Source organism: Candidatus Fukatsuia endosymbiont of Tuberolachnus salignus (genome assembly GCF_964030845.1).
Taxonomy (GTDB): Bacteria; Pseudomonadota; Gammaproteobacteria; order Enterobacterales; family Enterobacteriaceae; genus Fukatsuia; species Fukatsuia symbiotica.
Genome location: NZ_OZ034983.1, coordinates 1912385 through 1934588, shown reverse-complemented (window position 1 = coordinate 1934588; position 22204 = coordinate 1912385). Strand labels below are relative to the sequence as shown.

24 protein-coding genes are annotated in these 22204 nt (G+C 42.1%); 5 read left to right on the top strand and 19 right to left on the bottom strand.

The features are described from left to right. Nucleotides 1-10 precede the first annotated feature (10 nt). The 14 genes from AAHH42_RS09300 to AAHH42_RS09235 all read right to left on the bottom strand — a co-directional run bounded on the left by AAHH42_RS09300 (nt 11) and on the right by AAHH42_RS09235 (nt 11128). The gene (locus AAHH42_RS09300; RefSeq protein WP_342220975.1) at nt 11-973 is read right to left on the bottom strand and encodes a hypothetical protein; all 963 of its coding nucleotides are present in this window, start codon (nt 971-973) and stop codon (nt 11-13) included. Between the two features lie 27 nt (nt 974-1000). Continuing rightward, nucleotides 1001-1459: a SycD/LcrH family type III secretion system chaperone gene (locus tag AAHH42_RS09295; protein WP_083429597.1), complete on the bottom strand. Its 459-nt coding sequence runs from the start codon at nt 1457-1459 to the stop codon at nt 1001-1003. Between the two features lie 506 nt (nt 1460-1965). Then, entirely contained in the window at nt 1966-2799 is an 834-nt protein-coding gene (locus AAHH42_RS09290; protein ID WP_342220974.1) for a hypothetical protein, read from the bottom strand. Between the two features lie 63 nt (nt 2800-2862). Then, a complete protein-coding gene (locus tag AAHH42_RS09285; protein WP_072550225.1) occupies nt 2863-3318 on the bottom strand; it encodes a tetratricopeptide repeat protein in 456 nt (151 codons plus the stop codon). A gap of 391 nt (nt 3319-3709) precedes the next feature. Then, nucleotides 3710-4135 (bottom strand): hypothetical protein, encoded by a 426-nt coding sequence (locus AAHH42_RS09280; protein WP_072550224.1) that lies wholly within the window; start codon nt 4133-4135, stop codon nt 3710-3712. A 9-nt stretch (nt 4136-4144) separates the two neighbouring features. Beyond that, complete coding sequence (locus tag AAHH42_RS09275; protein ID WP_072550223.1) at nt 4145-4753, bottom strand: hypothetical protein; 609 nt, start codon at nt 4751-4753, stop codon at nt 4145-4147. A 13-nt stretch (nt 4754-4766) separates the two neighbouring features. Further along, the gene (sctE, locus tag AAHH42_RS09270; RefSeq protein ID WP_072550222.1) at nt 4767-6170 is read right to left on the bottom strand and encodes a type III secretion system translocon subunit SctE; all 1404 of its coding nucleotides are present in this window, start codon (nt 6168-6170) and stop codon (nt 4767-4769) included. A 1-nt stretch (nt 6171) separates the two neighbouring features. Continuing rightward, a complete protein-coding gene (locus AAHH42_RS09265; protein WP_342220973.1) occupies nt 6172-6630 on the bottom strand; it encodes a CesD/SycD/LcrH family type III secretion system chaperone in 459 nt (152 codons plus the stop codon). A 59-nt stretch (nt 6631-6689) separates the two neighbouring features. Further along, on the bottom strand, nt 6690-7343 hold the full coding sequence (locus AAHH42_RS09260; protein WP_342220972.1) for a hypothetical protein: 654 nt from the start codon (nt 7341-7343) through the stop codon (nt 6690-6692). An 18-nt stretch (nt 7344-7361) separates the two neighbouring features. Then, a complete protein-coding gene (locus AAHH42_RS09255) occupies nt 7362-7652 on the bottom strand; it encodes a hypothetical protein (RefSeq protein ID WP_072550219.1) in 291 nt (96 codons plus the stop codon). A 125-nt stretch (nt 7653-7777) separates the two neighbouring features. Beyond that, on the bottom strand, nt 7778-7999 hold the full coding sequence (locus tag AAHH42_RS09250; protein ID WP_072550251.1) for an EscE/YscE/SsaE family type III secretion system needle protein co-chaperone: 222 nt from the start codon (nt 7997-7999) through the stop codon (nt 7778-7780). Nucleotides 8000-8020: 21 nt separating this feature from the next. After that, on the bottom strand, nt 8021-9235 hold the full coding sequence (gene sctD, locus AAHH42_RS09245; protein ID WP_072550218.1) for a type III secretion system inner membrane ring subunit SctD: 1215 nt from the start codon (nt 9233-9235) through the stop codon (nt 8021-8023). Between the two features lies 1 nt (nt 9236). After that, nucleotides 9237-10733 carry an EscC/YscC/HrcC family type III secretion system outer membrane ring protein gene (locus AAHH42_RS09240; RefSeq protein WP_342220971.1) on the bottom strand — a complete coding sequence of 499 codons (1497 nt, stop codon included), beginning with the start codon at nt 10731-10733 and terminating at the stop codon, nt 9237-9239. After that, nucleotides 10730-11128: a type III effector gene (locus AAHH42_RS09235; RefSeq protein WP_072550216.1), complete on the bottom strand. Its 399-nt coding sequence runs from the start codon at nt 11126-11128 to the stop codon at nt 10730-10732. Before AAHH42_RS09235 ends, AAHH42_RS09240 begins: the two co-directional genes overlap by 4 nt. Before the next feature lie 197 nt (nt 11129-11325). Between AAHH42_RS09235 and AAHH42_RS09230 the strand changes: the two genes are divergently transcribed. The 4 genes from AAHH42_RS09230 to thyA all read left to right on the top strand — a co-directional run bounded on the left by AAHH42_RS09230 (nt 11326) and on the right by thyA (nt 16626). After that, nucleotides 11326-14091, top strand: coding sequence for a two component system sensor kinase (locus AAHH42_RS09230; RefSeq protein ID WP_072550215.1), 2766 nt, complete (start codon nt 11326-11328; stop codon nt 14089-14091). Nucleotides 14092-14131: 40 nt separating this feature from the next. After that, a complete protein-coding gene (locus AAHH42_RS09225) occupies nt 14132-14869 on the top strand; it encodes a response regulator (RefSeq protein ID WP_342220970.1) in 738 nt (245 codons plus the stop codon). Between the two features lie 86 nt (nt 14870-14955). Then, nucleotides 14956-15810, top strand: a complete 855-nt coding sequence (lgt, locus tag AAHH42_RS09220) for a prolipoprotein diacylglyceryl transferase (protein ID WP_072550213.1) — start codon at nt 14956-14958, stop codon at nt 15808-15810. Between the two features lie 21 nt (nt 15811-15831). After that, nucleotides 15832-16626, top strand: coding sequence for a thymidylate synthase (gene thyA, locus AAHH42_RS09215; protein WP_072550212.1), 795 nt, complete (start codon nt 15832-15834; stop codon nt 16624-16626). An 87-nt stretch (nt 16627-16713) separates the two neighbouring features. Here the strand turns inward: thyA and AAHH42_RS09210 are convergent, their stop codons facing one another. From AAHH42_RS09210 to AAHH42_RS09190, 5 genes are all read right to left on the bottom strand, one after another. Continuing rightward, complete coding sequence (locus AAHH42_RS09210; protein WP_072550211.1) at nt 16714-17394, bottom strand: DUF1454 family protein; 681 nt, start codon at nt 17392-17394, stop codon at nt 16714-16716. A 27-nt stretch (nt 17395-17421) separates the two neighbouring features. Beyond that, the gene (gene fpr, locus AAHH42_RS09205) at nt 17422-18171 is read right to left on the bottom strand and encodes a ferredoxin--NADP(+) reductase (protein WP_072550210.1); all 750 of its coding nucleotides are present in this window, start codon (nt 18169-18171) and stop codon (nt 17422-17424) included. A gap of 75 nt (nt 18172-18246) precedes the next feature. Next, nucleotides 18247-18756, bottom strand: a complete 510-nt coding sequence (gene crr, locus AAHH42_RS09200) for a PTS glucose transporter subunit IIA (RefSeq protein ID WP_342220969.1) — start codon at nt 18754-18756, stop codon at nt 18247-18249. A gap of 50 nt (nt 18757-18806) precedes the next feature. Then, complete coding sequence (ptsI, locus tag AAHH42_RS09195) at nt 18807-20531, bottom strand: phosphoenolpyruvate-protein phosphotransferase PtsI (protein ID WP_342220968.1); 1725 nt, start codon at nt 20529-20531, stop codon at nt 18807-18809. 43 nt (nt 20532-20574) lie between these two features. After that, on the bottom strand, nt 20575-20832 hold the full coding sequence (locus tag AAHH42_RS09190; protein ID WP_072550207.1) for an HPr family phosphocarrier protein: 258 nt from the start codon (nt 20830-20832) through the stop codon (nt 20575-20577). Between the two features lie 537 nt (nt 20833-21369). Between AAHH42_RS09190 and zipA the strand changes: the two genes are divergently transcribed. Continuing rightward, nucleotides 21370-22203: a cell division protein ZipA gene (gene zipA, locus AAHH42_RS09185; RefSeq protein WP_072550250.1), complete on the top strand. Its 834-nt coding sequence runs from the start codon at nt 21370-21372 to the stop codon at nt 22201-22203. The last annotated feature ends 1 nt before the right edge of the window (nt 22204 follow it).

The following is a 22204-nucleotide window of genomic DNA, read 5'->3' as shown; positions in this document are numbered from 1 at the left end:
TTGATATCCTTTATGCGTATGTATAGGCACGATGACGCCGCTTGGCGGAAGCTTCTTTGAGTATGTGATGGCAAGCACCCAGTAGGGTCTCTATAAGTTCGCTATTACTTTCTGCCCTTTTTAGCCTATTGGCTTCTTCCTCTCTTTGTGCACATTCTATTTCTGCCTGACATTTTGCCGCTGCCTGTGCAAGTGATGCCTCTCTTCCTGCATCACATCCCTCTGTAACAATTTGAGTGCATTTCAGGGCGTAATTTAATACGTTGAGCGCTGCTGTTGCCAGCCCCCCCACAGTACTCGGAACACTAAATAGACTGAACGATGGCAGAAAAGCTAAAATCCCACGGATAATTACCGAAATCACAGCCGATGCAATGGCAGCTTGTTTTTCCGGTAGTTTGAGAAGAACAAAAATTTTATTAACAAGGAAAGCAAGACAATCATTGCCGGTAGACAACTCATCCTTTCCTGATTTACTCTGCTTAAAATTATAATATTCACAGCCGATATCACCTAAGGCCACTGCCAATTGGACGCAGGCCAATATCAAAAAGGGTGATGTTGCCCCTCCAGTTAACACTGTTGCGATTGCAGCTACCACCACTGCCGTTGCAGGAAGAATTGTAGCCATAAGCGTTTTTCGCAATCCCCTCAAGGCTTCGCTAACCTTAATAATTTTTAAGTTTTCTTTTTTAAGAAATGCTACATCTCTTGGCGGTATTGTCTCTTCTAATCCTACCTTATCACTATTTGAAGCTCCTGGATGGCAAAGATCCCTAAGAACGGTAGTAACCGCAATAATTTCTTGTTCTTTTTCAAGCGGTGTTATATTTCCTGGCAATCTTTCCTTTTCTAACCCCTCCTTAGAAGGCAATGGGATTTCTAATTTATCGGACGCTACTACATCATGGTTATAATTTCTTTTATCTATTTCATCGCCAATAATCTTAATAGATGTTGTAGGATTTAACATACTGTTTTACCTCGCTACATATATACATTAAATTTTAGCCAATAATCGATTTGCTTTTTCTCTTATCGTTGTATAAGCAGGATCAACGTAGCTTATTTCAATCACTGTTTGCAGTACTTCTCTAGCATCTGCTTTTCTTCCCAGAGCTTGTAAACAGACTGCCATTTCACATAACGGTGCTGGGTCGCAAATATCTAATGCCTGTGCATGGTCGTAACAGGTTAATGCTTTGAGATACTCTCCTTGCATCTGTAAAGCACCCGCCATGGCCAAATGAAAGCGGCGTTCTCCAGGATAATGTTGCGTTAGCCAGGTAAAATCGGTCAATGCCGCCACATAATCTTTTTTTTGCCATGCCTCATAGCCACGGGCATAGAGTTGTTCCGCATCTAGTCCATCGTCATGGTGAACTTCTTGTCGTGTTGTCAATAAATTAGTACGGGAAATTTTTTTTCGATTATTCGCAGCTTGGTAAGAAATATTCACAAATAATTCTCCACTGGCCGACTAATTTTACGAATAGCAATAAAATATCACACTTGCGAATATAAAAAATAATCAATTAGAATATTTTTATTATATTTTCATATCATTTATACCCAATGAATTTCGAGTTACGGCAAGGCGGCAATCAATCGAATCCCAGGCGTGTACAGGTAGTACATGACTGGGATGAGTGCGAGCAACCAACGCCGCCGTAACTTGAAAAGCGAAGGGTATATTTGTGATAATGAATCAATCAATCTTTATTATCTAATGGTTTTTACTTATTGCATTTTTAGAAAAAAATAGAATGTATCATAGTGATTAAATATAAATCACAGATTGTTTCTATTATAAACAAGAGGACTATCCTTACAAAAAATAAGGATAATATATATCGGTTTTATTATAAGTTGGATGGGAAATTTAATAATATTTAACTTAGTCTGTGCCTATTATTTTGCCCAATGTATATGTTTTTCGAGATATTTGAGAGGGTGTGATGTTTATCAATCTCCAGTAGGAACAGTAAAAATAGAGGGTCCATGATCTATGTTGTCTACCTTGGATGACATTAACAGTGTTTGTAATGATCTAAATCTACCTTCAGCTGCCTCAGCTCGTTGTAAAGCGGCGAGGTATTCTTCTTGAAAAAGCGTTGTAACGTTTGTTTGCTGTTGAGAAGAAGGTTCGGTTTCGCTATCTTCTTTTGGTTCTTTTCTATTGAAATATGCCTCTATCCCTGCTTTAAGCAGGGTCATCACATTAAGTAGCCAAGTGATCCCCATAATGACTGCTGGAGGCATGGCGGCAACCTTAACTATACTGGAGGTTCCTCCGACAACGATAAGAGACACACGAGTAACAGATGCAATTATGGATGAATATTTAAGATTGTTTCTACGCGACATACCGCAGCAACTGAATATTTTAAAAAATAGGTTAGCGATAGAATCAGAATGCATAGGCAACAGCGCATGGCCAGATTTAGCGGCTTCCAAATCATGCCATGCGCATAAAAAATCGGCCGAAACGACCATAAAATAAACACCAGCCAGTACTACTGGCAGAATCGGGCATGCCACGCCCGTTGCTACTATTGCTGCAAAGGCTGCAGTAAGTCCTAAAGCGGATAAGACTAACTTACCAATATTTAAGTAAAATGCACGACGAGAAAATTCAACCAGGGACTTATTATGCTCAGTCTTCGCGATCTTTGCTTGCTGTATATTTATCACCTCAAAACCGGGTGCGATAAGTGTTGGTTTTTCATCTATTGCGAAAGAATGATAATCTGTATCGCCCTGTATAGACATAGCTCTGTCACAAACGCCCTGAGGCATAGCTCTGCCACAAACCTCGCCCATATTTCCTCCAAAGATGATGAAAATGGTAAATACAGGGTATTAAATCTCGGCAAGTAACCGATTAGCCTTTTCCCTTGTCACCGCATAAGCGGGATCGCAATAACTCATTTCAATCGCTGTTTGCAATGCTTCTCTGGCGTCGGTTCCTTCTCCCAGTTTCTGCAAACAAATCGCCATCTGATATATTGGCTCTGGATCACAAGGCTCTAAGGTTTGGGCATAGTGGTAACAAGCTAAGGCAGCAATATATTCTTTTTCCATTTGCAATGCTCCTGCCATTGCTAAATGAAAACGCCGTTCATAAGGATAATTTAATGCCAACCAAGAAAAATCGACTAATGCCGCTGCATAATTTTCTTCTTGCCATGCTTGATAACCCCGTGCATAAAGCTGTTTTGCATCGAGACTACCGTTATCATGCACTGCCAACCGTGCCAGTTTCTCCGTAAGTGACGTGTTTTCTCGATGATGGGTTGCTTTATAATGAATACTCATCGCTCATCTCCCTTTAGCACAATCAATTTTACTGACAGTAATAAAATATTATGTTTCTGAACATTAAGAATTGACGAATACTATGCCTTTTTACTTAGCATAATAGTAATAATATTGTGTATTAATTTGTCGCAACTTATTACAGACATAAAAAAAGTAAACAAGAAGATGTTTACTTTATCAGATGTGCAATTTTCGTTTATCGCCCATTAATTTTTCGATAATTCTTCACCATTATGCCTTAGAGCCTGTTCGAAATCTCTTGTGCTCGCCGTGTTTTGGTCAAGTAATTCGTCAAAAACGCGCTCAAAATGCTCATTTACTCCCTTTTTTGTTATATACAAAGAGTAAACTGCGCTTTTTCGCCCGTTTTTTCTCGTCTGAGCGTCGCTCAAGAAGATTTGGAACAGGCTCTTAGCTTATTTAGGCTGAACACTAGCCAGTTGTCGCCATTTTCATCTGTTGAAAATTCAGCACCTTTTTTCAATAATAGTTGGATCAATCTCGCCCTTATTTCATGCAGCTTGTCATCAAAGACATTATCGATCACCATGCCTTTTATTTCAGTGAGTTCACCTTTTTCCAGGGTCATTTTTTTCAGCAAAGAAAATAAGCGTAATAATCCTGTTGGGGACGTTGTTTCATCGTCCAAGCGTGCCAAGTCACATATTATCAAGCCACCCTGTTCGATACGATAAGTGATTTTGTAGTTATCGTATTCGAACTGGTAGCCTAATAATATTTTACTGCCCAAAAAATAGGAGGGTTGCACAGGGATCCCTCCCTGATTTAAGTAATTAGCGATGGGATCTGTCATGGTTTTCTCTCATCCCCCCATTGCTTTTGTCATAGCACCCGTATTTGCTCGCATAATTGTTTCACACGTATCTTGCAACTGCTTAAGATAATCCCGAATCTTATTGATAGATTCCTGCACCAATTTTTGAATTTGCTGCGCCATCTTTTCTTGCATATCAGCGTTTGCTCTATCGATATTTACTTGGTTATTGATCGAATTAACTGGAATTTTTCCAACACTCGTTACAAGTTTATCTGCCATTTGAGCTAAACTATTGACCAGTTCTGTGAGTTTGAAACTACTGCCCGCAGCGGCTACTCCGATCACTCCCATCACTATGCCTATAATAGCTTCAACATTACCCGCCTTTCGCTGCTTTTCTGCTGCTTCCAATTTAGTCTCGAAGTTTTTTACCATCATCTTAAATTCAGCCAATACATTCGCCGTAAGAGTTTCAGATGCAGTTTGAGCCAATTTATTAAAAAGTTTTTTTACCTCAATCATTAGCTGATCCATATTCATGAGAAGATCAGAAATGGAGGTCGCTAGACGCTTATCTTGATCCAGTTCATTAACATTTTTTGTTTCACCGAGTGCATTTGAATACACTTGGTCTACTGTTGTTATCTTGCACATAATAACTTCCTCTCTATATAAATGATGCTGATAACCCTAATTGAGTAAATTTGATATTGTTGTCTACGATAAATTGCACAGTGTCTTGAGTTTGTTTATTTGCATTTTCCATTACGCTCTGTTGTCTTTCTTGTATCTCTTTAGCCCACTCTTGCATCCATTCCAGGACACTTCGACTAGCACTCAGATCGTTTATTTGTTTTTCAATGTTATTGTTAATAACAGCATGAGCATGTTTACTGATAGCCTGCCCCCCGTGTGCTGCACCGGACACAACAGCTAACACGTTAGAACTCAACATCACATTTTTAAGCATCTTGAGGGACATGTCTTTACATAGACTCAGTATAATCTGCTGGGTCAATTTCTTGGCTGAAAGTCGAGCTCCCTTCTGAATTGTCTTAACCACGGCCTTTTCAATAACTTCAACGACCAGTTTTTCCATCACCTCTTTAGTCAAAGATTTTCCTATCGTACCCGTCATTTGTTCAGTCGCTGTTCTCGCTACAACTGTTGCCGTACGTTGGACACTCTCTTGTAAAAAAAGATTAGCAGAGCCTTTTGTTGCTGTACTGGAAACTGCGCTTAGTGCTTCAGCAGCTCCCTCTTTCAGAGCACTTGATGCTCCTTTAACCACAGTATAAGCACCTTTAACCATTCTACCAATCTGCAAGACATCTAACGCCATTGCCGCCATCTCAAAGCCAAATTGCACTTCTCCTGCTTTTTCAATCACTTGATCTAGTGTTTTTTTATCCCCTACACCGGCCAACAGACAGGTCTCTGCCGCGGCCTTGACTAAACAGGCAACACCCGCCGTGACGTAAGAGACCCCTGCTGCTAAAGATAGAGGATCGAAAGTTGCCAGTGCTGCCGCGATTTTAAATGCACCATATACCACTTCTGCGGCACCTATTACCCAATCAAAAACTGCGGAAAAAATCCCCCCTTTTCTCGCTTTATCGGCTTGGTCTACCGATTTTTCAAATTGTTCCATGTACTCCTTAGATTGCTTTGTACGTAACAGCTGCTCTAAGTCAGCATTACTTTTTATCTGTTGACCCGATCCGGTAGAAATTTTATTCTGCGCAGACACTACAGTCACTGAAGCTTCTTCAGCGATAGACATCATCCCGCCAGCAAGTAAATTTTCCAAATTTGTACCAGGCAGTAGACGTGCCAATACTTCGTTGACCCGAGACTCTGAAATCTTCGGACCTAGAACGTTTGATCGATCAACATAAAATTCAACTTTATTAGCATCGTTCTCCCAGTTAGCAAAAGGAGTACTTAACGACTTGTCGAGGTGCCGCCGTCGTATCTGGCTCTTATCAGAACCTACCTGATCAATATCAGACGGACCAAAATTTGAAGGTGTTGCTGCGCTACTTACCTGGTTTTCAGTGTAGGTATCCATTTCATACCTCTAGTGTCAAACTCGCCAATCCATTTTCTGCGCGTACCCGAATATCATTCATTTCAGGATGAACACAGCACCAATTTAAAGCAGCCCGGAACGCTTTTTCTGCATAAGCCTGGTTACTACAGGCAAGATAACACTCACCTGCCAAACAAGACGGTCGAGGATCGTCAACACATATTTGCCCTGATCTGCTGAAACAATAAATGGCTTGATGGTAATCACAAGTCTGTTTATAGCATTGACCTAATGTTTGCCAATATGAAAAATTGTGATGATCCAAATGCACCAATAAAGTCAATAATACTTTGGCATTTTCATATTCGTCCCCTTCACATAACTGAATACAGTATCGATATAATAATGCTAAGTCTTCCGGTGCTCTATCCGCTAATACATGTAGAGAGCCACCACGGCGCATAAAATTAATTAATGCCTCATTGTGTTGATCACTCATAGTCTATCAGTTCCTATATTAATCACCAACTATGGAGAATGTGTTTCAGCAAATCTATATTAACGCCATATCGTCTTAAGTAAGTCGTTATTATCAGATTGTTGTTTATTAATGAAACCCACTAGCATTTGATAAACCTGAGTGATTTTTTGTATCTGCAAATTATCACTGGTGACCTGACTATTATTACGTGTCACCATGTTATCCAACGATGCTTTTATTGCCTCAAGTTGACCTTTATTCAGCTTACCATCGGTTTTTAATCCCTTTATATAGTCATCAATACTCTGATTATTGACGGTAAGATGCAAATCACGTAAAGCTTGACGTATGTCATCTGGCAATACTAGGGTGTCTTTGGTAGGATCTTTACCACCACTCAGAGTGTTAATATCCACGTTAATATTATTCGCCTCTTCTTGAGCCTCATCCACTATTTTTGATCTGCTCTGCATCGCTGCAAGTTGTTCAGCTCCCAATTTGTTTTGCTGTTCCATCAGTCCATATGCTTCCGCAGCGGCTGCTAGCAATAAACCACAGTCTTCTATAGATTGTAAAAATTCGTTAGTAAAATCATTAATCCCAGCTGTCAATTTCCCACTATTTCCGGCACCCGGTGTAAGTCCAGAAGGAGAAGTCGCTCTATTGCTATTTGGTGTAGAAGGTAGTTCATAAGGTAGTGGTGCATAACCAGGTAACATTGTAGAAGCCATAATCTTATCCCCTCTGATTTACATCATTGATAATCGAATATTGTTTATTTTTGTTTTCAACTGATTAGTTTGATTTTTAAAATTCGCTACAACAACTTTAAGTGCTTCCCGTTCTTTCTTAAAACCATCGGGATAGGTTACTGCTAATTCAGCTAATTTCCTTTTCGCTTCAGGATCATGAGCAGCCCTTGCATCCAGAGAAGATATTTCTTGTTGTAACTTTTTAAATTTTTTATAATCTTTTTTTATTTTTTCATACTGAATTTTCATCACGTGCAAAGTAGATTCAAACTGCTCTGTGTTTGTCATATTTGCCTCCTGATACCAATTTGTATAATTTATATCTGCTATAAACACATCCTAGTCAACAATTTTTTTCCTGTCTTTCACTTTTCTACGCTTTCTAACCGAAATTAGCCAAAATGATATTTTTTTTAAGATTTTTTGTGATAACGGTATTCCAATGTCTCAATTATCTTTTTAGCACTGAGAACTGCTTCGGCAAGTTGACAATATTCTTTTTGAATCTCAGGTTTTTCCGGTATTGTAATAACTTTTTTTAATTCGATCAGCGCTTGTATTAATTCATCCAGCTTGGCCTGAGTTTGTTCTGGATTAGATTTGATACAACGTTCAAGATCCGTAATACGTGGCATGGTAATCATTACTCCAAAAAATTAAAAATCAAGTGGGATGTGCACCAGATTATTTCCTCTCATTAATTGAATACCATGAGCACTGAGAAAAATAACTTTATAACCATTCGGTAAAATCGTGCCTTGCTGTAAACGCAAACCGTTCGCCAATTCCATAAATGCAGATTCCTGATTGCCACCATAACTGACAATTTCCGCGGGAAGTAATTGTTTAGATTGGTCTGACGCAGGAATATTTTGATAAACGATCGGCAGGAAATCAGGTTGTTCCTGATGAACGACGGTCAATATGTTGTTGAGTTTTTGCTGCTGTTCGCCAGAAAGTTGCCCACTGATGACAATATTTTTTTTATTTTGTGTCAAGCTGAGGTAACCCAACAATCCTGAAGACCGTAATTTACCAACCAGTAATTGCAACAATTCTCCATCATGGTTGATAACGTTCCATCCTTGTAATCCAGGCATCGCCGTTAGCACATCCTGTACCTTTTTCCACTGGGGACCCGCCTGAATGGTGCCGTGAATGGTCACACGACCCGGTTGATTACCTTCGCTTACCTCGGCGTCCTGATACCCATATTGACGTAACACATCGCTAACACTGACAATCAGATGATCATCGCAAACCAGTTCGTTACGGTATACCACCGCATTCATCGTCAAAAAATTTTGCAGCCGCCGCATAGCTTCGGAAGATAAGCAGTAGCCACTCAGTTGTACACTGCCATCAGGCTGCCAGCTACTTTTAATATCTTTCAATTTCAGCAACTGAAGTTGATGTGCCAATTGACTTTCGATACCTGTCGGTTGATCCGACTCGTCAACTTTATGATGGCCAGATAACCAAAATAAACCGATGGAGACGACCAGCAATAGCAACAATGCACAGCCCGATAGCAACAGCAACGATCCCCGCCCAGAACTTGAGGGGATACTGATCCCACTCAACGTATCGTTATGCTCACCTAACACCATCATGACACCAGACGCTTCGATCACTTGGTGCAAAGGCAGCGCATTTTTTACATCGAAAACGCGACCATTGACCCAAACACGCCCTGGCGCTTGCATGAAAACCTGATTTTCTGCGACTTTCAGGATCAGGATCTCGCCTTTTTGTAAAGGCAGGAGGACATCACATCCTTGTTCTCCGAGCGTAAAATCTCCGGCAGGCAAACGAACTTCACGCCCATTGAGCTCCCCGTTTAACAGACGCACTTTCAGCTGTGCATTCATTTTAATGCCCCGTGTTAACCGGTACTGCTTTAATTAAGAAAAGTCTGACTACGCTATGTGATTGTTTATCGGTACTACGGAATAATCCACCGATTAAAGGAATATCGCCCAATAATGGAATTTTGTTTTGTATTTCACTTTGTTTATCCTGAATAAAGCCACCCAACAGTAAACTCTGCCCCACCCTTAAGGTCGCTTGGGTCGATATTTCAGATTTTTGTATTTGTGGTAAGGGTTCATTAACGATCTCCGACGCTTTTTGTACCCCATCCTGAATATTCAGATTAAGTAGTACCTCTTGTTGACCGTTATCGTTAATCATACGTGGCGTGACTCGCAACAAAGAGCCGGAAGTCACAGACTCAAGTTTTGCTACTTTATCGCCTTGTAATTTTGTATAAAAAGTGATGTTTTTATCCAGCACCGCCTGAATATTATTCAGCGTAACAATAGAAGGCCGAGATAATACCCTAGCCCGAGAATTTTGCTGTAATGCATTGAGACGCACCATAAAATTACCGGTATTACCAATGACAGTAGAAAAACCATTACCGCCTTGCGGCATTAAGCTGCTATTGAAAGAGATTTTGCCCCCCCCTAAAGAGGCGGACGCTGCCCAATCAATCCCCAGCTGGTTGATGTTGGCGGCATCGACGTCAATGATAGCAACAGAAATTTCTATTTCAATCGGACGTACATCCAGTTGATTAATCAGACTTTGGTAGATCGGCATGTTCAGCTGACGATCGCGGACAATAATCGCATTCTGCCGTGGATCCGCCGAGAAAAGAGGCAATCCTGTGCTTTGGGCCTTCACACCATCAGTAGCGGCAGCCGCCATACTACCCATAGGCAAACTACTTGAGGCGCTCATCTCACGTAAAACACTGACCAGGCCTGGCACTTTAACTTGTTGATCGCGATATTGATAATCTGAATCTGTTGCCGAGGCATATTTAAGCGTGAAGACTTTTACCGCTTCTTTATTATTGCCGTGCTCACGCACCTGTTCATTAAGGAGTTTCGTTAAGCGGGAAGCACGTTCAATACACACAGGAACCCCGCTAACTTCGAGGGCATTGAGCGGAGAGACAGCCCTTATAGCGCAATTTTTTCCATCGGATAAACCACTTTTTTTGAGATAGTTGATCAAAGTGGTCATGGACAAACCTTCTGGCGAGATGATTTCTTTTCTCACTTCCTGTGTTTTATAAACATAAAGCACATCGCCGTCGGAATACCACGTCAGATTATATTTGACTGATAATTCGGCTAATATCTCTCCGGGGGTTTTATCCTGTAACTTGCCACTAAAGCTGTCGGTGATCTCAGGGCTAACCATAACCGGAATACCGTAGTTTTTTCCGAGTTCCTGCAATAAATTAGCAACCGTGATCCCTTTGCTGTAAATAAAAAAAGGAGAACCCTGCCAATTAATCGGCTGTGCGTAGACCAATGACCCTGATAGCAGACAAATCAAGCCGGCAATTTTCTTCATGCCGTGATCCCGCCTGTTTTTTTTCCGCCAAAAGACGTCACCATAGGTACCTGGGAAACCAGATAGCGATTAAGCGCCACCAGCTGTTCTAACAAAACAGCCACTTCATCGGTTTTACTGTCAGAATCATAACGCCGCCATAACCACCAGCCGTCTTCACCGAGCTGCAAAGCATAGTCTTTAGTCTCTTCTATCGATGCCAATAATAGGGTGACATGTTGTAATGCTGTATCGGGTAAGCCATTTTTTTCTAATAAAAACAATCCAATACAAATAGAATGGGCAAAATCTTTCGCCATACCCTGAATTTCATCCACTTCGAAGCGAACCATATTGGAGCTGGCTACTACTAGTATATTAGTAATCAACGGTTGCATTTTCAATATTTCGAGCATTAAGTATACTGGCTCCTACGCTGCCTTTTTGTATTATTCATCACATGAAACCTTACCCTATCGGTAGAAGACCTGAACTTAGTAATAAATTACCTGATTTTGCTCTAAATATACCAAAATTTGCAACAAAATGCACTTAACCCTTGATCTCCATTACCTCCTATGGCGTACTGATAAAAAGAATTGGATGACTTTCTATGGGAAATACCTCATCACTGGTCACTAGGTTGACATTATTATTGGGCGCCACACTGGTAGCAATATGGTTAATATCCATTGCTACCAATGCTTTTTTTTCGTTTGAAAACACGCGTCATCGCCTGATTGAAGATTTAACACATGTTGCCATGCTACGCGCTGACTTAAGCAATCAGCAATTCGAAGGCGCAGAACGTGATGCTAATTTGCTTGTTCACCGTCGTGAACATTACCAGACACAGAAAGAGGCCCCCCTACCACAATCTTCTAACAGTTATGACAGCTTTTATATCCCGTTGGTGAGAACAGGAAGCTGTACTTCACCAGAGAATAGCGATGACTGTTGGGTTATTCAGGCTTATGGTGCTGCCGATCAAACCTATTATCTTGATAGCTTCATTATGAATCGCGGCACGGGCATTGCCTTACTGCCTCCACAGAAAATCTCTAAAGACTATCTTGCTAAACGCCGTCGTGAACTGTTTCAGCTACCTGCTTTTCCAACCCATGGCAATGTCTTTTGGGGAACGCCAGTCTATACACCCAACAATGGATGGCATGTTTCTGTTGCTGTCTGTGGTAAAAACGGAATACTGGCTGGCTTTGCCTTAAAGCTCAACGGTATACTTTCTTATGGTCAATCGACAGAACAAAAAGATATTAATCTACTGCTGGACAGTAACGGTGACCTCCTCCCCATTTCTCAACAGGCTGCGCCTGCTGCACAACTCGATAAAATCCTCGAACAGTTGGGCAGAATAAAACTGCATGATGGATGGCAACAGAGCGAGGATTACCTGATATTTCGCACTCAGCTTAAGGGACCAGGATGGCAACAATTGGTGATCTACCCACGTCTCGGGTTTGCCTGGGAAGCCGCAAAACCAGCATTACATCAATTACCTTTCGCGCTGGCTATTTTAGTCTTACTCACACTGGCGCTGTTTTTCCTACTGCGCTACTACTTGGCTATCCCATTATCGAATTTTGTTAACATCATTGGTGCCACTGGCCCAGATGCGATGGATGCACGGCTACCCATAATCCGTGCTGATGAGTTGGGACACATCGCCCGAGCGTATAATCACCTGTTAGATACCCTCAACGAGCAATACGATACCCTAGAACTAAAAGTGAAGGAACGTACCTTGGAACTGGCGGAGGCAAAACAAGAGGCAGAACAGGCTAGTAGCCGTAAAAGCCTGCATCTGACAACCATCAGTCACGAGATCCGCACACCTCTCAACGGCTCGCTTGGTGCCATCGAATTATTACAAAACACGCCACTGAGTCCAGCCCAGTCAAGACTGGCAGATACCGCGCGATTATGTTCACTTTCCTTGTTGGGGATTATTAATGATTTACTCGATTTTTCACGTATAGAATCGGGTCAAATGATGTTGGCACTGGAGGAAACCGCCCTACTACCGTTGTTAGATCACGTCATGCTGGCTATTCAAAGTTCGGCAACGACTAAATCGTTAACCCTATATACACAGGTTGGTCAAGATGTTCCTCTGAAATTGCAATTAGATGCCCTACGTTTAAGACAAATTTTGATCAATTTATTAGGTAATGCGGTAAAATTTACTGAATCGGGTAACATCAGCCTTCATGTTAAACGTAAGAACGATAAACTGTGTTTTATTGTTGAAGATACTGGCTGTGGTATTGATGCCGCAAATCAGCAAAAAATATTCGAACCTTTTTTTCAAAGTGGTACTCATGGTCAGGGAACCGGGTTGGGGCTGGCGATAGCCAGTAATCTTGCCAAACTGATGCAGGGCACTTTGCAATTACAAAGCACGCCTGATTTGGGCACCCGTGTTTCATTACTACTGCCACTGAACGAAACACGTGCTTCCCTCGTTTTCAGCGGCAGTTTAGCGGCACCTGCGCTGTTGCATCCACAGCTAACAGCCTGGGGGATCACCTGTCTACTGGATGACGATAATGAACATCTCTCTGATGCAGAACTTGCCTATCTACCAGGGCGCCTCTATGCACGTGTCAAACGTCTCCTTTTTGAATACCAACCACAAACTCCAGCTGCACTACCAATACAACCCTGGCGGATGAAAATCCTGCTAGTGGATGACGCGGAAACCAACCGTGATATTACCGGAATGATGCTCACTCAATTAGGTCATCACGTCGAATTGGCTGAAAGCGGTGAGCGCGCTCTTGAATTAGGTCGTCAACAATATTTTGATTTGGTTCTGATGGATATCCGCATGCTCGGATTAGATGGATTAGAAACCACTGTTCGCTGGCGTGCTGATGAGAAAAATAAGGACAGAGCCTGTATGATCACCGCCCTCACCGCAAACGCCAGCCCGGCAGAAAAAGAGCGCGTGCAGCAAGCCGGGATGAATGACTATTTATCGAAACCTGTCACTATGGCACAATTGGCTGAGATGCTCGATTTAGCAGCACAGTTTCAGTTGCAGCGTGATATTGTGCTTTCACCCCAACTGTCAGCATCCAAGTCAATATTAGATCTGACTGATCAAAACTTTACCCTAAAAATACATCAGGCATTATTGACGTTAATACAGCAGGTTGCTCAATCAATCGATGATCCCGCCGCGCTATCACATTATCTCCACACATTAAAAGGTTGTGCAGGGCAAGCAGGATTAACCGAACTTTGGGACAGTACCAGCAAATTGGAAGCGCGCATCCACAATGGTGACACGGTAACGCCGGAAGATATAGAAAAGTTAGATCAGATAATCAGTTTGGTAACAGAGTCTAAACTATAATCTGGGCTCTTGGAAAACTCGAGGAAAAGGAAATGCATTTATGAATCTCACAGCTAAAGTCAAGGTAGTCATTGCTGATGACCATGAGCTTATTATTGATGCGATAAAAAACATCATCAACCTCCTGCCAAATTATCAAACCGTTGGTCAGGCAAAAAATGGGCTTGAGGTTTATAGTGTATGTCTTGAAACAGAACCGGACATGATCATCCTTGATTTAGGACTACCAGGGATGCATGGACAGGATGTGATCACGCAATTGCTACGCCGTTGGCCTTCGTTGCGCATTCTCGTATTCACAGCACGAACAGAAGAACACTGCGCGAGCACAATATTAAACAATGGTGCATTAGGTTATGTACTAAAAAACAGCCCACAGCGTACTTTGCTTACTGCAATGGATACCGTAAGGCTAGGTAAACGTTATATTGACCCCAAACTAAAAGAGGATGTGGTACAACAATTGATGGAACAATGTCCTGATAGCGATCCTTCATGGCTCGCCGCTCCAACAAGCACCGCACCAGCGACAACAGCTGCAGACAGAAAAATCATAACAAGAAATGCGCAACTTATTCCAAATAAAAAACTCACTACACGCGAGCGGCAAGTGCTTAAACTCATCACAGAGGGCGCTTGTAACCGTATCATCGCTGATCAGCTCTCTATCAGCCAAAAAACGGTAGAAACTCATCGTCTCAATATGATGAGAAAACTCGATGCACACAAAGTCGCTGACCTTGTCCGATGTGCATATCGAATAGGATTAATCTGTTAGAAATCGTCATCCCTAGCCAACGGAGCCATGTCATCATGCAACTCCATTGATTTTATTGAGTAAAAACAGACATTTCGGGGTGATAGATGAGCAATAGCTATCTGGCGTTTCCTGACTTCGATCCGATCATTTTCTCCATCGGTCCGATTTCCCTTCACTGGTATGGTCTAATGTACCTGGCGGGCTTTATTTTTGCCATGTGGCTTGCTGTTCGCCGAGCAAATAAGCCAAATAGTGGTTGGAGCAAAGAAGAAGTCGAAAACCTACTGTATGCGGGTTTTTTGGGTGTTTTTGTCGGTGGTCGTGTTGGTTATGTATTGTTTTATAATTTCGAATATTTTCTAGATAATCCGCTTTATTTGTTTAAAGTGTGGGATGGTGGTATGTCATTCCATGGTGGGCTGATTGGGGTTATCTGTGTCATGATGTGGTTTGCCCGACACACCAAGCGCAATTTTTTGCAAGTATCGGACTTTGTCGCTCCCCTGATCCCTTTTGGCTTGGGCGCGGGTCGTTTAGGTAATTTTATTAACGGTGAACTCTGGGGTAGGGTAACAACCAACACCCCTTGGGCAATGTTATTCCCTGGTTCCCGTAACGCAGATATCGCCATCGCTTCCACCAATGCCGATTGGCAAAGCATATTCAACCAATACGGTCTTTTACCACGTCATCCATCACAACTCTATGAAATGATCCTTGAAGGCTTGGTACTATTTATCCTCCTGAATCTATTTATTAGAAAACCACGTCCAATGGGCAGTGTTTCCGGTTTTTTTCTAATAGGTTATGGATTTTTTCGTATTATTGTCGAATACTTTCGTCAACCAGATGCACAAATCGGTTTGTTCGATGGGCTGATCACCATGGGGCAAATTCTCTCTATGCCGATGGTGTTAGCGGGTATGATAATGATGATTTGGGCGTATCGCCGTATTTAGCCGTAACTTTCGTGAGGTAATATGCAACAGTATCTGGATCTGATGAACAAGGTGTTAACCAAAGGCGCTGAGAAGACTGACCGTACCGGTACGGGTACGTTATCAATCTTCGGGCATCAGATGCGTTTTAACCTACAGAATGGTTTTCCACTGGTAACGACTAAATGTTGCCATCTACGCTCCATCATACATGAGCTGTTATGGTTTCTTAAAGGTGAAACCAACATCAAGTCTTTAAAAGACAATAATGTTAACATCTGGAATGAATGGGCGGATGAAAAAGGTGATCTTGGGCCAGTATATGGCAAGCAATGGCGTGCCTGGTCCACTGCTGATGGACATCAAATTGATCAGCTTGCTAGAGTGATTGAACAATTGAAGTGTGATCCCGACTCGCGCCGTCTCATCGTTTCCGCGTGGAATGTCGGCGAATTGGAGCAGATGGCGTTAGCACCTTGTCATGCTTTTTTTCAGTTTTACGTAGTAAACAAGGTGCTTTCATGCCAATTGTACCAACGTTCATGTGATGTCTTCCTCGGTTTGCCGTTCAATATTGCCAGCTACGCATTACTGGTACACATGATAGCTCAGCAGTGTGGTCTCACTGTTGGGGATTTTGTTTGGACTGGAGGAGATGTTCACCTTTATAACAATCATCTGGAACAAGCAAGATTACAACTGAGCCGAAAGCCACACGCGTTACCTAAATTGGTAATAAAAAACAAAAAAGAATCGTTATTTGATTATTGCTTCGATGATTTTACCATCGAAGACTATCATCCTCATCCAGCGATTAAAGCCCCGATTGCCATCTAAGGATCTGTCCGAAACCTACTGCACCACTCACACAACGCGCAATACAGGATCTACCTGACACAATAGGCGCCGCAAGAAATCCCGTGATTAGCTGGTGCTGTCATGTTCAGACAGCACCAGCTTAACAGGTTCAACAGCAAAGGTTAGCCCCTTTTTATCATTATCCACTACCACATAACGAACGGCTCCCACCGAATAAGCATAAAAATGAACACCTTTTCCACGTTCCAATAAATTTACAATGTCGCTGATGCTCTGTTGTACAGAAAGCCTGGCCTGGAATTGACGCATTAATGCCGCCATGTAGCTGATCGCCACTGATTTTGCTTCCTTTCCTTTTTCACCGTTGATGGGCAAGTAAGTTATTTGTAACGTCTTGATTTTACTGCTACCGTTTTCTAATACAGTCGAGGCATAGAGATTTTCATTAATTTTGCTGGCCGCTCGTGTGAACGGGGTAAGGGATCCTTTTTCATGGACAGCTCGAAATTTATTGATTGGTAGTGTTGGATTTGTCTGGTTATAGTGTTTACGAAATTGTATGAGTGTTACACCAAAAGTCGGGGCACTAGCAAGCAAATAAGGTGCGGTAGAGGATTTGCTATGGATGCTAATACTGGTGGCGACGGTATTGGCTGCATTAGGATTGGCGATAGCAGCATTGACAGAATGGGCGAGAGCAGCATCGGCACTAACACTACTCGCTGTCACTACTAGCAGTAATAGGACTAGCACAGCCGCCCTCTTTTTCTTCGTCGCTGACACCATAGTGATACCTTGATTTTTATCAGATAATTACCAATATTGTTCGCTACTAATATGCCCTACTTTACTACTCCTCAGATATTTTTTCATCTGGCGGATATCTTGCAGCATTTGTTGTGTATCACGTACCATTTGCGGATTACCACATAACATGACATGACTGTCTTTGGCAGCGATTTTTAACCCCACAGCTTTTTCCAGAGCATCATTTTCAATCAGTGCGGGTATACGTCCATGCAATGAGCCGACGAATTTTTCTCTACTAACGAGGGCACAGGTACGCAATTTGCCGTTGTACTCCTCTTCAAGCCGTTGCATCAAAGGTAAATAGCTGAGATCACAGCCTAATCTGACAGAATGTACCAACACCAGATGCTTAAAGCGTTCCAGATCCTTTTTTTCCTGCAAAATCGACAAATAAGGGCCAATACCCGTACCCGTTGCCAGCATCCATAAGGTATCACACTGGGGGATTTCCTTTAAAACGAAAAAACCAGCGGCTTGTTTACTCACCATGAGCGCCGCTCCGGCCGATAACCGACACAGGTGAGGGCTAAGTTCGCCTTGGGGTACGTCAATCAGATAAAACTCGAGATTATCATCACTTGGAGCATTAACGTAAGAATAAGCACGTTGTATCCGTTTCTCATTAATCTTCAACGCCAATTTAGCGTATTGACCGGGGAGAAAAGGATCTACCGGCGCCGTGACTTTAATACTGTATAAACTACCCGCACAATGCACAACATTAATGACTTTGCCACTAACCCATTCAGCCATAACTTTTTACTGCTCCCTATCAGACTACATTTTTTATTCAATCTACTTCTGCATAATGTGATGTTTCTTCATTTTTTATTTTTTGATGCGAAGAATGGGTGTCTTGCCCACGATGACAGTGCCAGAGAGTTTAATCAGTCCTTTCATTTCATCCATGTTGGAAATAACCACTGGTGTTAAAATAGATTTCGCTTTTTTTGTCAGCAAGGCGAGATCGAACGTAATGACAACATCACCTTTTTTAACCCGTTGGCCTTCTTTAGCAATACGCGTGAAACCGTCGCCTTTGAGTTCAACCGTATCAATACCAAAGTGGACAAACATCTCAATACCATCATCAGATTCGATAGAAAATGCATGATTAGTCTCAAAAATTTTACCAATAACCCCATCAACCGGAGCGACCACTTCATTGCCAGTGGGGTTAATGGCAATCCCATCGCCTACGATTTTTTCAGCAAAAACAACGTCGGGTACATCTTCAATATTAACGATTTCTCCGGACAACGGTGTGACAATCTCAATGGTACTGTCGTCTTTCTTATCATCTGAAACCAGAGATTTTAGTCTATCAAACAACCCCATGATTTTCTCCTAGTTATTGATTTTGGGTTATATTCCATAAATTAACGGTATTAAGCTTTTTTTGCTACGACAAAGTCGTTGATCAATTTCATTACGTCCGACACCGTCGCTTGAGCAAGAGCTTCTTCTGCTAATGCTTTGACATCTGCAAAACGAGTATTACGAATGATTTGTTTGATACGCGGAATTGAAGGGGCACTCATGCTAAACTCATCCAGTCCCATGCCAAGAAGCAACAGTGTAGCGCATTTATCTCCTGCAAGTTCGCCACACATACCTGTCCATTTACCTGCGGCATGCGAAACATCGATAACCTGTTTGATTAAGCGCAAGACGGCTGGAGACATTGGCTTGTAGAGATCAGAAATCAGCTCGTTACCACGATCGACGGCCAAAGTATACTGAGTTAAATCGTTTGTCCCAATACTAAAAAAATCAACTTCTCTTATTAAGTGATCGGCAATAACCGCAGCTGCCGGTGTTTCCACCATAATGCCCACTTCGATATTTTCATCGAAAAGCTGACGTTCTTTTTGCAATTGCTCTTTCAGCTCGGCAAGCTCTGTTTGCAATTGACGCACTTCTTCAACCGAGATAATCATCGGAAACATAATACGCAGTTTACCGAAAGCCGATGCACGTAAAATCGCACGCAATTGAGTACGCAGGATCTCTCTGCGATCAAGATAAATACGGATGGCCCGGTAGCCTAAAAAGGGATTATCTTCTTTCGATAGCCTCATATAGGGCAAATTTTTATCACCACCGATATCCATAGTGCGAATGATCACTGGCTGTGAACCGAACGCTTCTGCAACAATTTTATATGCCATGAACTGTTCTTCTTCTGTTGGCAGATTATCACGATCCATAAACAGAAATTCGGTGCGATACAGGCCAATACCTTCTGCACCATGGCGCTCAGCCATCGGAATATCACGCGGGGTACCAATATTAGCTACCACTTCAACCTGATGCCCATCCAGCGTCATGGCAGGGAGATTTTTCCCTTGCGCTAAAGCATTTTTCTCCGAGAGATAGTCATTCCTCTGCTTTGTTAACAGAGCGATCACCTCAGTGGTTGGATTAATATAGATACAGTTTTTAATCGCATCGAGGATCAAATAATCATCATTTTTCACTTTTTTACTGATATCACCCGTGCCGACAATCGCGGGTAATTCTAAAGAGCGTGCCATAATTGATGTGTGGGAAGTACAACCGCCGACGTCGGTAACAAAACCGAGTACCTTGTTGAGATCAAGCTGTGCAGTTTCGGATGGCGTCAAATCTGTCGCTACTAGGATCACTTCTTCTGAAATAGTACCCAGATCGACAATGGCCAAACCAAGAATATTTCTTAGCAGGCGTTTGCCAAGATCAGCCGTATCGGCAGCACGTTCCCTGAGATATTCATTATCTAATTCCTGCTGCTCTTTTACTTGTTTTTGGAACACGGAGTCAACAGCAGCACCTGCCGTTATATGCTGTTCCTTAATCAAGATAATAATTTCCTGCTCAAGTTCTTCGTCTTCTAACAGCATGATATGGCCTGCGAAAATATCTGCTTTTTCTTCTCCCAAGCTTTCAACCGCTTTGCTTTTAATCACAGCCAGCTGCTCACAAGCTTTCGCCCGACCCGCCCTAAAAGCAGCGATTTCTTCTGCCACTTGTTCACTCGAGATCTTTTCTCGATCGAGAACAATTTCATCTTCTTGCAACAAAAGTGCTTTACCGAAAGCAATACCTGGTGATACTGAAATGCCTGACGTCATACCTTACCTTACTCATATACTGGTTTAAAAAAATGGCGCTCTCTTATTCAAGCTCACTCATTAGCTTTACTAGGTGTTCCACAGCCTCCTTTTCGTCTTTACCCTCAGCGGAGATAGTCATGACAGTTCCTTGATTCAGATCCAAAATTTGTAGTTTAAATAAGCTTTTCGCATTGGCAGTCTTATCGCCTGTAGTGATGGTAATCTCAGCAGAAAATTTTTTCGCTTCTTTGACAAATTGGGCAGCAGGGCGGGTGTGCAAACCATTGGGTGAGGTAATAGTAACTTTTTGCTTGAACATGATATTTTCTCAACTTATTGGATTGATATTATAAGGATCAAGTTTAATGTAAAGTGTAGAGTTAAACCTATTAAAATAATGGGGCAGTTAACTACTAAACCCCGAGGGCTAAATCAACCATAGTGCGGTAAAAACCTTTATCTAGTCTATACAAGAACTATTTAGATCAATGTTTTTTAAGTTTTTAGTGTAATAGTGCCGCTTTTTATCGTTCAACCGTTCTTGATGACATCCATGATGTTCACCATGCCTCTTAATTCTCTACAATATCGAAACTTAGGCTATCATATCGGTAAGCTTTTTCATTAGCTAGCCATAAGTTATGTGAGTAATACGTCAAACAACGGGTATAATTTTTTTGTTAGTAGAAAATTGAGCACAGATTTGTACTGGTGTACATTAGACTTGTTGTTTAGCGGCTCGATTATGTAACAGAGTAACAAAACCTGTAGTGGATCTGTTGGCAACAAGAGTTAAAGGATGGATGTACGCCCTGGCGGCAATCTATGGAAACCCCAAAAAATTGTAGAGATTCTAATGATGCAAGATTTGCGTCTGATATTAATCGTTGTTGGCTCGAGCGCCATAATCGCCTTGTTGTTGCACGGCTTGTGGATCAACCGTAAAGAACGTTCTTCATTTTTTCGCGATCGCCCGGGTAAACGTCCACGACAGGAAGATAAAGAAATCCTGTTTGACGAAGGTGTAGGAGAAGTGCGTGTGGTTGCGCCCTCTTCTCGTCAAGCGGATCCTGTCTCATTGGCCACAGCTTCGGCAACTTTACAACGGATCGAGGACAATCTTGCATCCATGCCAACAGCATCGACGAATGAAAATAACCCAATTACACCACCGATACCACAAACTGTAACAACACCGTCAGCACCGGCTAGAGAAACCAAACAGGAAACAAAAGCCGAGCAAAAAACAGAAACGGAGCAAGAAATATTGAAAGAAACCGTACTGGTACTCAATGTTGCAGCTCATCCGGGTGGTTTAATTGCAGGGGAGCCACTATTGCAAAGTATTCTTCAAGCGGGCTTCCGCTTTGGCAAGATGAATATCTTTCATCACCACTTCAATTCAGCGGGCAATGGTGCGATATTATTTAGTCTGGCAAACATGGTTAAACCAGGATCTTTTGATCTTGGAGCTATGACCAATTTTACCACGCCCGGTATCTCGCTCTTTATGGTAGTGCCCTCTTATGGCGACGCCCATCAAAACTTTAAGCTCATGTTGCAATCAGCTCAGCGTATTGCTGATGATGTTGGCGGCGTAGTGCAAGATGATGAACACCGTATGATGACACCGCAGAAACTGGAAACCTATAAGGCGCGTGTCCGTCAAGTGTTGGATGAAATTGGCTAAC

Excerpts from the sequence above, each read along its gene's own strand:
- AAHH42_RS09255 (WP_072550219.1), bottom strand. The coding sequence starts at position 7,652 with ATGACAAACACAGAGCAGTTTGAATCTACTTTGCACGTGATGAAAATT.
- sctE (WP_072550222.1), bottom strand. The coding sequence starts at position 6,170 with ATGGATACCTACACTGAAAACCAGGTAAGTAGCGCAGCAACACCTTCA.
- AAHH42_RS09240 (WP_342220971.1), bottom strand. The coding sequence starts at position 10,733 with ATGAAGAAAATTGCCGGCTTGATTTGTCTGCTATCAGGGTCATTGGTC.
- AAHH42_RS09275 (WP_072550223.1), bottom strand. The coding sequence starts at position 4,753 with ATGTGCAAGATAACAACAGTAGACCAAGTGTATTCAAATGCACTCGGT.
- sctD (WP_072550218.1), bottom strand. The coding sequence starts at position 9,235 with ATGAATGCACAGCTGAAAGTGCGTCTGTTAAACGGGGAGCTCAATGGG.
- AAHH42_RS09190 (WP_072550207.1), bottom strand. The coding sequence starts at position 20,832 with ATGTTCAAGCAAAAAGTTACTATTACCTCACCCAATGGTTTGCACACC.
- AAHH42_RS09285 (WP_072550225.1), bottom strand. The coding sequence starts at position 3,318 with ATGAGTATTCATTATAAAGCAACCCATCATCGAGAAAACACGTCACTT.
- crr (WP_342220969.1), bottom strand. The coding sequence starts at position 18,756 with ATGGGGTTGTTTGATAGACTAAAATCTCTGGTTTCAGATGATAAGAAA.
- zipA (WP_072550250.1), top strand. The coding sequence starts at position 21,370 with ATGATGCAAGATTTGCGTCTGATATTAATCGTTGTTGGCTCGAGCGCC.
- lgt (WP_072550213.1), top strand. The coding sequence starts at position 14,956 with ATGAGCAATAGCTATCTGGCGTTTCCTGACTTCGATCCGATCATTTTC.
- thyA (WP_072550212.1), top strand. The coding sequence starts at position 15,832 with ATGCAACAGTATCTGGATCTGATGAACAAGGTGTTAACCAAAGGCGCT.
- AAHH42_RS09280 (WP_072550224.1), bottom strand. The coding sequence starts at position 4,135 with ATGACAGATCCCATCGCTAATTACTTAAATCAGGGAGGGATCCCTGTG.
- AAHH42_RS09225 (WP_342220970.1), top strand. The coding sequence starts at position 14,132 with ATGAATCTCACAGCTAAAGTCAAGGTAGTCATTGCTGATGACCATGAG.
- fpr (WP_072550210.1), bottom strand. The coding sequence starts at position 18,171 with ATGGCTGAATGGGTTAGTGGCAAAGTCATTAATGTTGTGCATTGTGCG.
- AAHH42_RS09230 (WP_072550215.1), top strand. The coding sequence starts at position 11,326 with ATGGGAAATACCTCATCACTGGTCACTAGGTTGACATTATTATTGGGC.
- AAHH42_RS09260 (WP_342220972.1), bottom strand. The coding sequence starts at position 7,343 with ATGGCTTCTACAATGTTACCTGGTTATGCACCACTACCTTATGAACTA.
- AAHH42_RS09250 (WP_072550251.1), bottom strand. The coding sequence starts at position 7,999 with ATGCCACGTATTACGGATCTTGAACGTTGTATCAAATCTAATCCAGAA.
- AAHH42_RS09210 (WP_072550211.1), bottom strand. The coding sequence starts at position 17,394 with ATGGTGTCAGCGACGAAGAAAAAGAGGGCGGCTGTGCTAGTCCTATTA.
- ptsI (WP_342220968.1), bottom strand. The coding sequence starts at position 20,531 with ATGACGTCAGGCATTTCAGTATCACCAGGTATTGCTTTCGGTAAAGCA.
- AAHH42_RS09265 (WP_342220973.1), bottom strand. The coding sequence starts at position 6,630 with ATGAGTGATCAACACAATGAGGCATTAATTAATTTTATGCGCCGTGGT.
- AAHH42_RS09290 (WP_342220974.1), bottom strand. The coding sequence starts at position 2,799 with ATGCCTCAGGGCGTTTGTGACAGAGCTATGTCTATACAGGGCGATACA.
- AAHH42_RS09300 (WP_342220975.1), bottom strand. The coding sequence starts at position 973 with ATGTTAAATCCTACAACATCTATTAAGATTATTGGCGATGAAATAGAT.
- AAHH42_RS09235 (WP_072550216.1), bottom strand. The coding sequence starts at position 11,128 with ATGCTCGAAATATTGAAAATGCAACCGTTGATTACTAATATACTAGTA.